Annotated in this window: 13 protein-coding genes; 8 read left to right on the plus strand and 5 right to left on the minus strand. The window is 36.7% G+C overall.

The features are described from left to right. Nucleotides 1-68: 68 nt before the first annotated feature. Nucleotides 69-1,292, minus strand: coding sequence for an HD domain-containing protein (locus DF947_RS06705; RefSeq protein WP_109928928.1), 1,224 nt, complete (start codon nt 1,290-1,292; stop codon nt 69-71). A 111-nt stretch (nt 1,293-1,403) separates the two neighbouring features. Between DF947_RS06705 and porX the strand changes: the two genes are divergently transcribed. From porX to DF947_RS06725, 4 genes are all read left to right on the plus strand, one after another. Next, nucleotides 1,404-2,957, plus strand: a complete 1,554-nt coding sequence (gene porX / locus DF947_RS06710) for a T9SS response regulator signal transducer PorX (protein WP_109928929.1) — start codon at nt 1,404-1,406, stop codon at nt 2,955-2,957. A 182-nt stretch (nt 2,958-3,139) separates the two neighbouring features. Then, entirely contained in the window at nt 3,140-3,556 is a 417-nt protein-coding gene (gene tsaE, locus DF947_RS06715) for a tRNA (adenosine(37)-N6)-threonylcarbamoyltransferase complex ATPase subunit type 1 TsaE (protein ID WP_109928930.1), read from the plus strand. A gap of 72 nt (nt 3,557-3,628) precedes the next feature. Next, nucleotides 3,629-4,858, plus strand: a complete 1,230-nt coding sequence (locus DF947_RS06720) for an alanine dehydrogenase (RefSeq protein WP_109928931.1) — start codon at nt 3,629-3,631, stop codon at nt 4,856-4,858. A gap of 114 nt (nt 4,859-4,972) precedes the next feature. Next, nucleotides 4,973-5,656 (plus strand): M15 family metallopeptidase, encoded by a 684-nt coding sequence (locus DF947_RS06725; protein ID WP_109928932.1) that lies wholly within the window; start codon nt 4,973-4,975, stop codon nt 5,654-5,656. Here the strand turns inward: DF947_RS06725 and DF947_RS06730 are convergent. From DF947_RS06730 to DF947_RS06745, 4 genes are read right to left on the minus strand one after another with little or no spacing between them, the layout of a single operon-like run. Further along, nucleotides 5,651-6,151, minus strand: a complete 501-nt coding sequence (locus DF947_RS06730; RefSeq protein WP_109928933.1) for a phosphoglycerate mutase family protein — start codon at nt 6,149-6,151, stop codon at nt 5,651-5,653. The two genes, DF947_RS06725 and DF947_RS06730, sit on opposite strands and share 6 nt — an antisense overlap. Before the next feature lie 35 nt (nt 6,152-6,186). Beyond that, nucleotides 6,187-7,230, minus strand: coding sequence for an aminotransferase class I/II-fold pyridoxal phosphate-dependent enzyme (locus tag DF947_RS06735; RefSeq protein WP_109928934.1), 1,044 nt, complete (start codon nt 7,228-7,230; stop codon nt 6,187-6,189). Further along, nucleotides 7,230-8,021, minus strand: a complete 792-nt coding sequence (locus DF947_RS06740; protein WP_109928935.1) for an alpha/beta hydrolase — start codon at nt 8,019-8,021, stop codon at nt 7,230-7,232. The genes DF947_RS06735 and DF947_RS06740 overlap by 1 nt, the downstream gene beginning before the upstream one ends. Before the next feature lie 12 nt (nt 8,022-8,033). Then, complete coding sequence (locus DF947_RS06745) at nt 8,034-9,362, minus strand: D-alanyl-D-alanine carboxypeptidase/D-alanyl-D-alanine-endopeptidase (protein ID WP_109928936.1); 1,329 nt, start codon at nt 9,360-9,362, stop codon at nt 8,034-8,036. 50 nt (nt 9,363-9,412) lie between these two features. On the opposite strand from DF947_RS06745, the gene DF947_RS06750 reads away from it, so the two are divergent. The 4 genes from DF947_RS06750 to DF947_RS06765 all read left to right on the plus strand — a co-directional run bounded on the left by DF947_RS06750 (nt 9,413) and on the right by DF947_RS06765 (nt 15,212). Further along, nucleotides 9,413-10,663, plus strand: a complete 1,251-nt coding sequence (locus DF947_RS06750; protein WP_109928937.1) for an aspartyl protease family protein — start codon at nt 9,413-9,415, stop codon at nt 10,661-10,663. Nucleotides 10,664-10,755: 92 nt separating this feature from the next. Then, the gene (locus tag DF947_RS06755; protein ID WP_109928938.1) at nt 10,756-13,278 is read left to right on the plus strand and encodes a zinc-dependent metalloprotease; all 2,523 of its coding nucleotides are present in this window, start codon (nt 10,756-10,758) and stop codon (nt 13,276-13,278) included. A gap of 110 nt (nt 13,279-13,388) precedes the next feature. Further along, nucleotides 13,389-14,234, plus strand: coding sequence for a phosphodiester glycosidase family protein (locus tag DF947_RS06760; RefSeq protein WP_240615327.1), 846 nt, complete (start codon nt 13,389-13,391; stop codon nt 14,232-14,234). Nucleotides 14,235-14,288: 54 nt separating this feature from the next. Then, a complete protein-coding gene (locus DF947_RS06765) occupies nt 14,289-15,212 on the plus strand; it encodes a hypothetical protein (protein ID WP_109928939.1) in 924 nt (307 codons plus the stop codon). Nucleotides 15,213-15,297 lie beyond the last annotated feature (85 nt).

Consider the following 15,297-nt stretch of genomic DNA (forward strand, 5'->3'; position numbering starts at 1 on the left):
TAGTGTATATTCTACACAATAATAAGACTTAAAACGGCACTAAAAGTTAAATATTTTGTTAAAAAAACTTAAATCCCCCTCGGGTAACAAAGGATGTATTTCTCAACAGTTTTTTGTAACGACTCCAAGTTCGATAAATCTGATGCTTTTGCAATATCAACAATATCGTTATTTTTCATCAATATTTTAATATTTCCAACCCCGGCATTATAAGCTCTATTTTGAATAGAATCTGTGAAAACAAAGTATCCTGCCTCCAATGGCTCAATACCCAAAAGGTTTATCGCGGCGGTTTGTAAAAACTCAATTCTATCTTGGTCGGCCATTTCATTTCCCATTTCTACCTTGTATAAATTTCTCGATGTGAGCATTTGGCAAAGCGTAGAAAGTATTTTATCTGGATGGTTGACCCAAACTTTAACTGCGGCATAAATATCTTGGTCATCGAGATTGGTAAAATGCTTTAAATTGATGTCTTTTTCAAAGAAATCAATTTCGCTGATCTCATTTTTTAAAAAATGGTTTAACGAGGGTGATGCAAACAGATCTTCGCCATTGGCCGAAAGATGTTTTGCTCTTTCTAATAATTTAACCAAAATCATTTCACCAGCAATTACTGTTTTATGCAGATAAACTTGCCAGTACATTAACCTGCGGGCGATTAAAAATTTTTCTATCGAATAAATCCCCTTTTCTTCAATAACCAGATTATCATCATAAACGTTAAACATTTTGATAATCCGATCAAAACTAATTACGCCCTCGCTTACGCCTGTAAAAAAACTATCGCGGTTAAGGTAATCCATTCGATCTAAATCAAGCTGGCCAGATATTAACTGATGAAGAAACTTTTTAGGATAGGTACCGTTAAAAATTTCTATTGCATGTGTTAGCCTTCCATCAAAATGCAGATTCAGTTCGTGCATCAGCTTTGCCGAAATATCTTCGTGCTTAATTCCGGTAACCAGCGAATGTTCTAGCGCATGCGAGAAAGGACCATGGCCAATATCGTGCAGTAAAATAGCCAGAATAGCAGATTCTTCTTCGCCCTCGGTAATTACATGGCCCTTACTCTTTAATAAATTAATGGCAAGGCTCATTAAATGCATTGCACCCAAAGCATGATGAAAACGAGTATGTAAAGCGCCCGGATAAACCAAATGCGTCATGCCAAGTTGCTTGATGTAGCGCAAACGCTGAAAGTAAGGATGCGAAATTACATCGTAAACCAGTTCAGACGGGATACTAATGAATCCGTAAACCGGATCATTTATTATTTTCTTCTTATTCAATCGTTAAAAATAGTTAAATAGACAGATACGGTACAAAAATTGCTATTTTTATTTATAGTTTGATTTACCTGCCAAAATATAAAGGCAATCCTTATTTATTTTTACAAAAACATGCAAGAAACTAAAATATTGTGGGCCGATGATGAAATCGACTTATTAAAACCTCATATATTATTACTAAACGATAAAGGTTATGCAGTAACCACTTTTACCAATGGTAATGACGCACTCGAAGCTTTTGGAAAATCACATTTCGACCTTGTTTTTTTAGATGAAAACATGCCCGGAATGAGTGGCATCGAAACCCTTTCGGCAATTAAAAATTTAAATCCTGAAGTTCCGGTTGTTTTAATCACCAAAAGTGAGGAAGAAAACTTAATGGAAGATGCCATAGGGAGCAAAATTGATGATTATCTGATTAAACCCGTAAACCCGAAGCAGGTTTTATTAACCATAAAAAGGCTGATCGATAACAAGAGGTTGGTGAGCGAAAAAACTTCGATGGCTTATCAACAGGATTTTAGACGCTTGGGGATGACTTTGAGCGATAGATTAAACTACGAAGAGTGGATTGAGGTGTACAAAAAGATTGTTTTTTGGGAGCTTGAACTAGAGAAACTCGATGACCCTCAAATGCATGAAATTTTAACCATGCAAAAACAAGAAGCCAATACACAGTTTTCGAAATTTATAGAAGAAAATTATTTAGGCTGGATTAAGGACAAAGATAAATCTCCTCTACTTTCTAACGAATTGCTTAAGAAAAAAGCATTTCCACATGTAAACGATACAACGCCGGTATTTTTTATCCTGATTGATAATTTGCGTTATGATCAATGGAAAATTATTAACCCATTAATTTCTGAATACTTTAGAATTGATGAGGAAGATATGTATACCAGTATTTTGCCTACCGCAACGCAATACGCTAGAAACTCTATTTTCTCTGGCTTAATGCCTTTGGATATGGAAAAACGCTTTCCTCAATTATGGCAAAATGACGATGATGAAGGTGGAAAAAACATGCACGAAGAAGCCTTTTTGGCCGATAACATTAAACGCAACTTAAGAAAGGAATGTAAATTTAGCTACAACAAAATTCTAACTTTCGAGCAAGGGAAAGATTTGGTAGAACAAACCAACAACTTGTTGCAAAATGACTTTAATGCAATTGTTTTCAACTTTGTTGATATGCTGAGCCATGCCCGTACCGATATGCAAATGATTCGTGAACTTGCAAACGATGATGCCGCATATCGCTCACTTACCTTATCGTGGTTTGAACATTCGCCACTTTGGGAACTGCTTAAAAAAATCTCTCAAAAACAAGTTAAAGTTGTAATTACAACCGATCATGGAACCATCCGCGTGAAAAAACCTGTTAAGGTTATAGGCGATAGAAGCACGAATACAAACTTGAGGTATAAACAAGGTAGAAACCTTAATTTTAATGCTAAAGAAGTTTTTGCAATTAAAAATCCGCACGATGCGATGTTGCCCAAGATTAACATTAGCAGCAGTTACATTTTTGCCAAAGAGGATAGTTATTTCGTTTATCCTAATAATTACAATCAGTTTGTAAATTACTATAATGAAACTTTCCAGCATGGGGGAATTTCTTTGGAGGAAATGATTATTCCGGTAATTACTTACTCGCCGAGATAAATATATTCAACAATTCGTCTTTTCGACTGAAGCGGAGCGAAATGGAGAAATCTTTGGATTTTTATCAATTTATTGTTTCAAAGATTTCCCCACTACGGTCAAAATGACGATTTATTCAAGCACTTAATATTAAAGGCAAAAGCGATACAATTATGTATTACTTTTGCCTTTATTCTTTTAAAATGAAGATAGAAGTTAATAGCCTTTTAGATTTACCAAGCGTTGCAAAACAACTTATCGAATTTGCATCTACCGAAAAAATATTTGTTTTCGAAGGCGATATGGGCGCTGGTAAAACTACTTTCATTAAAAAACTATGCGAAGCTTTAGGGGTTTCGGATGTGGTTTCGAGTCCAACGTATTCTATTGTAAATGAGTATGAAAGCCCAAGTGGATCAGTTTTTCATTTTGATTTCTATCGAATAAAGGATATTCAGGAAGCATATGATTTAGGCTACGAAGAATATTTTTATGGTGGTGGAATTTGTTTGATAGAATGGCCAGAAAGGGTAGATGAGCTTTTGCCTGAGCACTACATTAAAGTAGAGATTGCTGTTGAGGCTGAAACCCAAAGATTATTCAGGTTTTCGAAGGTATAACATTTAGTTATCAATATTTTAACAGAATTTCCGTATCTTGAACAACCTAAAACAAATACATTTTTAAGCATCATGGCTACAGGATTACGCGAAGGAATGGCCGATATAGCTCGCCAGGGTTTATTACAAACACAGGAAGCGACACTAGAAACCAGAAATAGAAAAAACAATTTAAATATTGGAATCCCAAAGGAAATTTCTTTTCAAGAAAACAGAATAGCACTTACACCTTTATCCGTTGCGCTTTTGGTAAATAATGGCCATAGGGTAATTTTAGAAAGCGGAGCGGGCATAGCGGCTAATTTTTCTGATTCTGAATATGCAGAGCAAGGTGCTAAAATAGCCTACGATAAAAAGGAAGTCTTCGATTCTGACATCCTTGTAAAAATTGCGCCTCCAATGCTTGAGGAAATTGCGATGATGCACAAAGGGCAAACCTTAATTTCCTCGCTTCAAACCGGAACATTAAAACAAGAATATTTAAAGGCATTAATGCAAAAAAAAATTAATGCATTATGTTTCGAAAATCTACGGGATGAAGGAAATGTGTTGAGTGTAGTTAGGGCAATGAGTGAAATTGTAGGTTCTACATCCATATTAATAGCAGCAGAATATTTAAGCAATGTTACCGGTGGAAAAGGTCTAATGCTTGGTGGGTTTACTGGCGTTCCGCCAACTGAAATCGTAATTTTAGGTGCTGGAACCGTAGGAGAATATGCTGCTAGAACCGCTTTAGCGCTGGGTGCGGAAGTTAAGGTTTTCGACAGCTCAATTTACCGCTTACGTCGTTTACAAAATAATTTAGGAAACAGCAGGGTTTTTACTTCGGTAATGCAACCTATAGTTTTAAATAAGGCCATTGTTACATGCGATGTAGTGATTGGCGCCATTCGTGCAAGCCACGGAAGAAGCCCATGTATTGTAATGGAAGAAACCGTTGCCAGAATGAAACCACATTCTGTTGTTATCGATGTAAGTATAGATCAAGGCGGGTGTTTCGAAACATCAGAAGTAACCAACCATACCAACCCGGTTTTTAGAAAGTACGATGTAATTCATTACTGCGTACCAAATATTGCTTCTCGTGTTCCTAGAACAGCCTCTTACGCGTTGACTAATATTTTTGCTCCAATTCTGTTGGATATTGGCGAGTTTGGCGGACTGATGAATATGGTTTGGAATAATCCTGGAATTCGTGAAGCGCTTTATATTTACCAAGGCAATGTAACCAATAAAGATTTGGCCGATATGTTTAATCTGCCTTTTAAGGATTTAGAACTTTTGGTGGTTTCAAATCAGTAGAATATATACATCTTCTTTGCGAGGCACGAAACAACCTTAGAACGATTGCTATGTAACTATAGTATTAAGATTGCTTCGTGCTTCGCAATGACGAACCACCTAAACACGCCGAATATGAAATTTAAATTCTTCATACTTCTTCTTTTACCGCATATTTCTGCAATTGCTCAGAATACACAAGAAGTACCCAAAAAACTGGTTGTTGTAAGTTCATACAATCAATATATAAAATCAGTAAAAAAGAACTCGAATAACGAGCTGGTCGAAATTAAAAAGGCGATTCCAAGTATAAAACTTGATATTCGCTATGCAACTACCAATAACTTTATGAAACAGGTAATGTATCAGCAAGCGAGGGCATTTGCAAGGAAACCTGTTGTAGAATCGTTAAAGAAAATTCAGGCTGAATTAAAGAAAAAAGGTTACGGGTTAAAAATATTTGATGGTTACAGGCCATACGCCGTAACCGTTGCATTTTACCAAAAGGCTAGCGACAAAAACTTTGTGGCAAACCCCGCCAAAGGTTCTAAACACAATAGAGGATGTGCCATAGATTTAACCATAATTGATTTAAAAACGGGTAAGGATGTGGTAATGGAAACGCCTTACGATAGTTTTTCTGCGGCAGCTGCGGCTAACTATACACCTGTTTCTGCAGAAGTGAAAAAAAATAGGGATTTCTTAATTGCCTCAATGCAAAAGTATAATTTCACCGTGCTCGATAATGAGTGGTGGCACTTTGATTTTAACGGCTGGCAAAACTACGATTTAATGGATATACCGTTCGGGCAATTATAAATGATGCGGTCGGCCGTATTGACCCATTTTTACCTTGGCTTTTTCTCCTTTAACCGTTAAATGAAAAATATAGTCGTAATCATCATCGGTTAAGTCTTCCCTAGGTCGCTTTGCACCAAAAGCCTCAACAATTTCTAAAACCGTATTGGAATGCCCAGCAATCATGATGGTTTGGCCAACATAATTTTTTTTAATGTCATCTACCAATTCCTTAACGTCTTTATAATCGATCACTTTTTTAATTACTAAAGAATCTAAAGTTTGGTGTGTTCTTTTGGTTGGGGTAGCAAATGCAACATCGAATTTTACCTTTTTTAAATAGATGGCCAAATCGCCAGCTCTTATTCTGCCCTCATCCGATAGGTTTGGATTTTTATCGTCTGGATTTGTTTTGTCTTTTTCCGCATGTCTAACCACCCAAATATCAGTTGTTTGAGCGAATGAAATTTGTGTAAAGAGTAACGTTAAAGAAAATAAAAGAAGCAATTTTTTCATAATTAAAGGTTGAAAAAATTATTGACAAATTGTAACTAAGAATTTATTGAATTAATTAACTGATTTAAGTCTGCTTTTTGATGCCAACTGCTCAATACAATTCTATTAATTGGCGGGCTGTTTTTGGTAGGATATGGAAAAGAGGAAATCAATATGTTATGCTTTAAAAGTTTTTGATCAATTTCTGGATCATGAATTAAAAATGCTGGAAAATGCGTCGCAAATTTCCATCTCGAATCTAGTTTATCAACCAAAAATGAAATATTCTGCTGCAGCTTTTCCCATTCCATTTTATAAATGCTTTCTGCATGCATAAATGCATAGGCACCAGCAGCAGCGGATGGCGATGCGCCGTTAAATTCGTTGGTATTTTTGAGCCCCTGAATAGTTTCTTTTGAAGCTAAAACTAAACCGGCATCAACACCTAGACCTTTTGCCATTGATGCCACCACAACCCGATCTATGTTTTTTTGCTGCGGTAAAAGATCAAAAGCACTCGAACCAAAATTATTCACTCCGATTCCATGTGAGTCATCTACAATTAAAATCACATGTTTTTCTGGATCTACCTGAAGAAAAAAACTGAAATCATAAATCTCCGGGAAAAGATTATTCATGGAATTGCTTATGATTACCCAGTTTTTTTGTTCAGAAGTATTAATTAATTGAAGGGTATTTTTTGCCCAATCTGAAAATGATCGAGTGTCAGATTCTTGGTTTTGCAGCCACAATGCAGGGTGGGTTGCAGGTGCATAAACAACTTTTCCGTGTTGGCTTAAGGTTTTAACCGTGAGCTGAGCTGCCAAGTAACCGCTCGATGTAATTAGTGCATCTTCTGATTTAAATCTTACTGCAGCAACTGTCTCAGCATCATTATAAATGCCAAGCTGAATGTTATTGCTTCGGCTTGTTCCGTTATTTAAGCCATATTTTTTTATACCGTCGATGTATAATTTTAAAAATTCCTGATTTTGTGGAATGCCCAGATAAGCAGTTCCCCCGAAATACAAATAGGATTCGCCTTTAATGTTAATTTGATTAGAGAAAGGTTGATCAAGCGAAGTAAAATCTGTAGGCATTAATTCAGAATTTGTTTTTGGAAAAACTCGAATTGTTGTTTGATGGATTTTTTCCAATAGTTAGCATTATGGTTTCCAGGCTGGGAGATATAAGTCGCATTAATTTTTAAGTTATCGCATTTTTTCTTCAAAGCGTTGTTCGATGCATAAAAGAAATCATCCGATCCACAATCGAAAATAATCGATTTTTTATTTCCAGCAAGTTTTTCAATATCCGTAATTACAGAATACTTTAGCCAGATGTCACTGTCTTTATCAGGGTTTCCCAACAACTCGGGCACTCCAAATTTTCCAATTGCATCGCGAAGATTTACACCACCGCTTGTGCTTCCTGCGCTCAAAAATAATTCGGTATGTTTTAAAAATAAACGCAAAGCACCATGCCCGCCCATGCTTAAACCAGTAATGCAAATTTTTGAAGAATCTATCGGAAAATCTGATTTCATTTTGGGCAACAGCTCATCAAAAAAGAAACTTTCGTATTGCCAATCTGGTTTCGCCGGGCTATTCATGTACCAGCTTTTGTACAATCCATCAGGGAGGATCAAAATGTAACCATATTCATCGGCGTATTTTTGAGCATCCATAATGTTGTTCCATTGTTTATAGTTTCCACTGAAACCGTGGAGCAAGATTACTGTTGGAAATTTTGTCTTTTTGTCTATCTTTTTTGGTGTAAATACCCAAACGGTATCTGCCTGTGGCAAGTTTTTAGAATTAAAAACAATTTGCTTTTGTGCCGATGCTGTTAAGCAAAAAAAGGTAAATATGCTGAGTAAAAAGGATTTCATGATGAAAATTTATTAAAAATTATCATGAATATAAGTCACAATTCTCACCATTTCACCTCTAATATCCGAAGTTGGTCTAACGAAATTATTATTCATAAAGGAGTAGATATACATTTTGCCTTTCTTGGTTAATACATAACCGCTTTGATTGTGTACGCCACTTAGCGAACCCGTTTTGCCGTATACGAATGGCGTGTCGGTTTTCGGGTAGGCATTTCTTAACGTTCCACTTTTTCCCCCTGCGGGCAACATATCAAATAATTTTTCGCGGTTGTTTACCTGTTTATAAATGGTATCCAATAGAAAAACAATGTCTCTCGGCGTAAACAGATCCTTTCTCGATAAACCAGATCCATCAACCCATCTAGGCTTATCAGGCAAAAAGGAAAGATAATTTTTTACAGCATAATTTATGGCTTTATCAGTACTTAATGTATCGCCAAGTTGATTGGAACATACCAACAATAAGTGCTCGGCAATAAAATTATCACTTGGTAACATCATGTGTTTTAAAACAGAATCGCGTTTTGCGCCATAAAAGGTTTTGGCATCGGTCGGGATCTTCATCTTAATCAAACCAACCGGTTTGTGCAAAGTATCTGTCAGTACATCAACCGTAGTTTGTGGTGATGTTTTGTAAGGAATCTGCTGATTGTAGGTAGGCTTAGCGTCGATTAATGGCGTTACAAAATTGTTTGTCAGGAAATCTCTTACAACATAAAAATCGCCTTTGGTTTTTGCAGAATCAGTTTTAAATAATGGGGCAAACATTTTAGGCTCTATACTGATTTTGTTTGAAGCTGCATATTTTGTAGCAATCATGTTATCAGTAATTGGCAACTCATTAATTTCTGGCTGATAATAGGCATTATAATCATCCCAGGCCCAACCCTCTCCATAAAAATTACCTTCGTACCTACCGGGTGCAAAAAACAGTTTTTTGTTGCTAGAGGCTAAGAAATTGTATGTGTTCTTGCTTTTTAAAGTACTGTGCAAAAACGATGGGTCTCCTGTTCCCCAAAAAATTAACGAATCATTTCTTTCAATATATTTAAGCGCTGGCATATCTTCTGGCAACATTTTCAAACTGGTGTAAAAGGTAAACAGTTTGGTGTTGGATGCTGGTGTGAAATATTTGTCGGCATCTTTTTGATAAAGCATCTTTTTGCTATCCATGTTATAAAGTGCAAAGCCAACCATATATTCTTTAATAATGGCCGAATTTTTAAACTCTTTTGCAACTTTTCTAGAAATCATTTTATCGGTTGAGCAACCGGAGATAAGAACGGTAAGTGCTAAGGAAGCCGAAATAAATAGTTTTGAGGTTATGGAACGAAACATGTTTTGAGGTTGTGGGTGATAATATCAACTAATTTATTAAATTTAATTTAATGTTAACCAAGTATAGGCCTGTAACACTTTTGTGCTGTCGCAAAATGATATTTTGCGTGGGGCTTTTATTGTTGTTTTTTACCCAAGTAAAAGGTCAGGAATTCTTTTTTTCGGGCAATCAGATTAAGCAGTCCTTACCCTTCAAGAGCATAAAAAATTTAATTGTTATCCCTGTTTTTATTAATGGAAAAGGGCCGTTTGATTTTGTTTTGGATACCGGTGTAGGGCCAATGATTGTTACCGAGCCATCCATTATCGATTCTTTGGATTTTAACATGCTCCGCAAAATTAAGGTAACAGGCTTGGGTGTAGAAACCGTAGAGGCTTATGTATCTCAAAATATAAATGCAAGTATTGGGCGGGCAAAAATAGAACATATCCCTACGGCGATTTTAAAAGAAGATCTTTTTAATTTATCTGGCCATTTGGGCATAAAGGTTTATGGGCTGATCGGTTTCAACTTCTTTAACAGTTTTATGGTTGATGTGCGATATAGCGAAAACAGAATTATATTTTCATATCCATATTCTAGGGTGAAATACCGTGGCAAAAAAGTTCCCATTGAAATTGAAAATCTTAAACCTTATATTACAGCAGATGTTCAGGTTCAGGATAGCGGAGCTGTAAAGGGTAAGTTTTTAATGGATACAGGCGCCAGCCATGCGCTTTCTATGGAAATGATTGATGGCGGAGCCGTTACAGTTCCGGAAAGAAAAATAAAGGCCAATTTGGGAATGAGCTTAAGTGGGCAGATTAAGGGTTATATCGCAAGGGTTCATCAAATATCTTTGGGCGATCAAGTTTTTACAAACGTTGTTTCTGGTTTCCCAGATTATAACACAATAGCGGATAAAATCGACCTGACCAAACGTAATGGAAATTTAGGTGCAGATTTACTCCGAAAGTTTGATATTCAGTTCAACTATCAGCAACAATTCATCTATTTAAAACCAAATAAATATGCTAGATTACCCTTTGAGCACGACATGGTTGGAATGGTGGTTTACCTCGATCAGCAAGAATACAAGCGATTCTTAATTGGAGAGATAGATGAAAATTCTCCTGCAGAACGAGCCGGACTTTGCGCTAAAGATGAAATTATTGGTGTAAATTTTAAACCTGTTGATTCATATACCTTAAACGACCTCACCGAATTATTTAAATCATCAAATGCTAGAAATGTAATCTTCGAAATTTATCGGGATGATCGTGTGTTTTACGTAGTTGTAAAACTCGAGAAAAGAATTTAGCGCAAGGCTGGTAATTTTATAGTTACACTTAAACTATCCTGTAACAAGGCCTTAACTTCGGCCTCTTATTATCATAAAACCAATAAACACACATGAATAAAAAAGTTAAAATACTTGCTTTTGCAGGTATTGTTGCATTTGGTGTGGCCGGAACAAGCACGGCATACGCACAAAAATGGCCAAACAAAACCACTCCCAAAAAAACAACTGCTCCAGTTCAATCTGCACCAGCACCCGCAGCACAAAAAAAAGAAGGCATTAAACCTTTTTCTGAAGTAATTACATCCAAAGCAAAAACAACAACAGGTCTTTTTAAAACCCATAAAGTAGACGATAGGTGGTATTTTGAAATACCAGATTCGATGATCAATCGCGAAATGTTAGTGGTTACTCGTTTAGCAAAAGTTCCGGCAGGTGTAAAAGTTGGCAATCAACAATACGGCGGCGAAGAATTAAATGAGCAGGTTTGGAAGTGGGAGCGTAGAGGAAAGCAGATTTTTATCCGTGTTCCAAGTTATGCAACAAAGGCTGATCCAAACAGCGATATGTCTGAATCTGTAAAAAACTCAAATCTTGATCAGATTTTGGCAAGTTTTGAAGTTAAGGCTTATAATAAAGATACCACCGGTGTGGTTATCGATGTTACTGATTTTTACAATGGCGATATTATGGCGATTGGTGCTACCGATCAAATTCGTAAAATGTATAAAGTTACCATGTTTGATGCCACTCGTTCTTACATTGATACGGTTAAAACTTTCCCAATTAACATTGAGGTTAAAACAGCAAAAACTTATCGTGCATTAGAATCGCCAACAGATAATAGCAACGCAGCGGTTACGTTCGAATTTAATACATCGATGTTGTTGTTGCCAAAAATCCCGGTAAAGGCAAGAATTATGGATGCCAGAGTGGGATATTTTGGTCAGTCTCAAATCGATTACGGAACAAATGCGCAAAAGGCAGAACGTACTGCTTATATTCACAGGTGGAATTTGGTCCCAAAAGATACCAACGCTTACAAACGTGGCGAATTGGTTGAGCCAATAAAACCAATCATTATTTATATTGATCCGGCTACGCCGAAAAAATGGGTTCCTTACTTAATTGAGGGGATTAACGATTGGCAAGTTGCTTTTGAGGCTGCGGGTTTTAAAAATGCAATTATTGGTAAAGAAGCGCCAACTCCTCAACAAGATCCTCAATTTAGTGTAGAAGATTCTAGATATTCTGTTGTTCGCTATTTCGCTTCTGATATTGCAAATGCCTATGGTCCGCACGTTAGCGATCCAAGAACTGGCCAGATTTTAGAAACCCATATTGGTTGGTACCACAACGTAATGAGCTTATTGCGCAATTGGTATTTTGTTCAAACAGCGGCCATTAATCCCGCAGTTCGTAAAGCACAGTTTACAGATGAACAAATGGGCGAATTAATTCGTTTTGTGTCATCACACGAAATAGGGCATACTTTAGGTTTACCTCATAATTTCGGCTCTAGCTATGCTTATCCGGTAGATTCACTTCGTTCTAAAACCTTTACCAATGCACATGGAACGGCACCGTCTATTATGGATTATGCCCGTTTCAACTACATTGCTCAACCTGGAGATGGCGTGACCAAACTTCATCCTCAAATTGGCGAATACGATAAATGGGCTGTAAAATGGGGATATACCTGGTTTCCAGGCAATAAATCTTCAGAGCAGGAAAAAGAAGTTTTAGACCAATGGACCTTAAAAAATGCGGGCAACCCTTTATATTTTTATGGCCGCCAGGGTACTACTTTGGATCCTCGTTTACAGAGTGAGGATTTGGGCGATAACGCAATGAAAGCCAGTAATTATGGCATTGCAAACTTAAAGCGCATTTTGCCAAACGTAGAAAAATGGACCTACCAAAAAGGAAAAGACTATAGCGATTTAAAAGAAATTTACACGGAAATTGTTGGTCAATATAACCGTTACATGGGGCACGTTGCTACAAATGTTGGCGGTATGAGCGAGAATTTTAAAACCTACGATCAATCTGGTCCTGTTTATGCATATTTATCAAAAGCAAAACAGAAAGAGGCAATCACTTTTTTCAATCAGCAATTGTTTACTACGCCACTTTGGTTAATCAATAACGAGCAACTAGGCAAATTCGATAATGGAGTATTGTTAAACAGAATCAAATCTGTGCAAACAAACACGTTGGTTGGTCTTTTATCTGCATCACGCATTGCTCGTTTATTAGATAACGAAACAAAAAATGGCGCAACTAAAGCCTATACCTTGCCAGAATTATTTGCAGATTTAAAAACCTCGGTTTTTGTGGCAGGCAGAGCCGATGGTTTTAAACGCAACTTACAGAGAGCATATGTAGATCGTTTGGGATCTTTAATGACAACCGAATCTGAATTGCCTGTTGGTTTTCCTGTTGATGCCGCTGCAAGTTATGGCTTAACACCAATTAACATCAGCCTATCGGATATCAGGCCATTGGTTAGAGCAGAACTTAAGTCTCTGCTTGTTACTGTTAAAGCAAGATCGGTTGCTGGAGATGCAGTTACAAAAGCACACTACGAAGATTTGGGTATTAGAATCAAAAACATTCTCGATCCTAAAAAGTAAGTGTTTTCTTAATGTTACAAAAACGGAGCAGATCATTAAGTTGGTTTGCTCCGTTTTTTTTTAATTTTAATGCAAATCTATTTCCTATGTTTAAAAGACTATCATGCTTAATGTTACTGTGTATTTGCGCCTTATCTGGTTTTGCTCAAAACACCGATTCGATAACAATAGTTAAGGCCAAATGGCAGAAAACACGAGTGGCTAAACAGGTGCGCTTGTATCAACATCATTTTAACCAGAAAAACCTATTCTTGGCCAATGAGAACATTTCCTATCTAGAAATAAAAAATACAGGCAGAAAAGCCGTTTTTGCATTAGATGCAGAAGTAAAGGAACTGATAACCACAAGTAATTTTGGTTTAAGAGATACAGCTATTGCTGCGGTTAATGGTAATTTCTTTGATGTTAAAAATGGAGGCTCAGTCGATTTTGTAAAGGTAAATGGCCAGGTAATTAATACGGTTAGATTGGATAAAAACGGAACTCGGGCTCGGCACCAACAGGCGGCTGTTGTAATTGATAATGGAATGCTTGCCGTAAAAAAATGGGATGGCTCAACAGATTGGGAAACCAGATTACCCGAACAAAACGTTTTGCTAAACGGACCTTTACTAACTTTTAATAACGTGAATGAAATGTTAGATACAACCAGCTTTACCTATTTACGCCATCCAAGAACCTGTTTAGGCATTAAACCAAATGGAAGGGTAATTCTGCTAACTGTTGATGGGAGAAATGACAATTCAGCAGGTATGAGTTTGCACGAACTAACCAAATTAATGAAATGGCTGGGCTGTTCAACGGTGCTTAATTTTGATGGCGGTGGCTCTACCACGTTATGGGTAAACGGTTTTGCAGATGGTGGAGTAATCAATTACCCTACAGATAACAAAAAATGGGACCATGCAGGGCAACGAAAGGTAGCCAATGTGGTTTTAGTTAAAAGGAAGAAATAAATTTTATTGCCCTAAGGTTAATTATTTATTTTAGCCGAAGATTTTAGTTTAAAAATGATCAACAATATTATAAAGCTTTTCTTTTTGGCGTTGCTTTTTTCTGCTTGTACCAGAACCAAAAGTACCGATGCAACTTTGAGAGATTTTACCTTTGCACCCGTAAAAGGCATCCGTTATGAGGAGGTAAAGAGACGTTTTAGCAATGGCCTTTCTTTTAATGAGGATGGCTTTATGCAAAAACCCTCATGGATAATTGAAGTTGCAGCAGAAGACACCATGATGGCCTGGAGCCCGCAGAAACAGATTATGCAAAAGTTTTACCTTCAATATGATCATGGAAACGTGTACAACTTTGCAGAAGAGTTTTTTAAGGTAAAGCACATTAGTAAAGACAGTTTAGTTTTTCAACGCATTCAGGTCGATGGAAAAGTAATTGCTGCAGATATCCGTTCGGATGTAAACATGACTTTTTATGCCCAAAGCTATATTAAAAATAAATTGAAAATTTCGGCAGCCGAATTGCAAAAACCGAGTAAGCAAGATACATTGTTCATAGAGAAAAGATCGGCACAGGTTAATGCGAATAGCGATAGTGCTTTTGCGGCAACCTCACCAGTTCAGTTTATTCCCAAAAGCAAAATTGTTACGGTTAAGAAATTCAGTACAGTAGATAAACTTCAAAAACGAACTGCCGCTTACGATTACCTGTTTCCACAGTATAGAATTGAAATCGATAGGGCATATAAAGATTTTGCTTATGAGTGTTCGGCTATTGTAGATTATGCCGGAAGGGTAAAAATTTTAAACGTTAATGGGGTGTTGGCAGAAACCGCCGAAGGCAAAAAAAGAATGATGCAGGGTGTGGCCGATGTTTACCTCAGAAATCTATTCAATATTGTTCCGGGCACAACATTAGGAATAGCACACAACAGCCAAATAACAGTTATGATTGTAGGCAAGGCAATTAAAAAGCCTTAGTAATCTGCTATTTACAAAATTTTAACGTTAAAAAAATGTTAAAATTTATTTTGATTTTAAAAATTAAAACTTACCTTGCACACTT

This window comes from Pedobacter paludis (assembly GCF_003173575.1).
Lineage (GTDB): Bacteria > Bacteroidota > Bacteroidia > Sphingobacteriales > Sphingobacteriaceae > Pedobacter > Pedobacter paludis.

Bases quoted from the DNA above. Each gene is read 5' to 3' on its own strand.
- porX (WP_109928929.1), top strand. From the start codon at position 1,404: ATGCAAGAAACTAAAATATTGTGGGCCGATGATGAAATCGACTTATTA.
- tsaE (WP_109928930.1), top strand. From the start codon at position 3,140: ATGAAGATAGAAGTTAATAGCCTTTTAGATTTACCAAGCGTTGCAAAA.
- DF947_RS06720 (WP_109928931.1), top strand. From the start codon at position 3,629: ATGGCTACAGGATTACGCGAAGGAATGGCCGATATAGCTCGCCAGGGT.
- DF947_RS06725 (WP_109928932.1), top strand. From the start codon at position 4,973: ATGAAATTTAAATTCTTCATACTTCTTCTTTTACCGCATATTTCTGCA.
- DF947_RS06730 (WP_109928933.1), bottom strand. From the start codon at position 6,151: ATGAAAAAATTGCTTCTTTTATTTTCTTTAACGTTACTCTTTACACAA.
- DF947_RS06735 (WP_109928934.1), bottom strand. From the start codon at position 7,230: ATGCCTACAGATTTTACTTCGCTTGATCAACCTTTCTCTAATCAAATT.
- DF947_RS06740 (WP_109928935.1), bottom strand. From the start codon at position 8,021: ATGAAATCCTTTTTACTCAGCATATTTACCTTTTTTTGCTTAACAGCA.
- DF947_RS06745 (WP_109928936.1), bottom strand. From the start codon at position 9,362: ATGTTTCGTTCCATAACCTCAAAACTATTTATTTCGGCTTCCTTAGCA.
- DF947_RS06750 (WP_109928937.1), top strand. From the start codon at position 9,413: ATGTTAACCAAGTATAGGCCTGTAACACTTTTGTGCTGTCGCAAAATG.
- DF947_RS06755 (WP_109928938.1), top strand. From the start codon at position 10,756: ATGAATAAAAAAGTTAAAATACTTGCTTTTGCAGGTATTGTTGCATTT.
- DF947_RS06760 (WP_240615327.1), top strand. From the start codon at position 13,389: ATGTTACTGTGTATTTGCGCCTTATCTGGTTTTGCTCAAAACACCGAT.
- DF947_RS06765 (WP_109928939.1), top strand. From the start codon at position 14,289: ATGATCAACAATATTATAAAGCTTTTCTTTTTGGCGTTGCTTTTTTCT.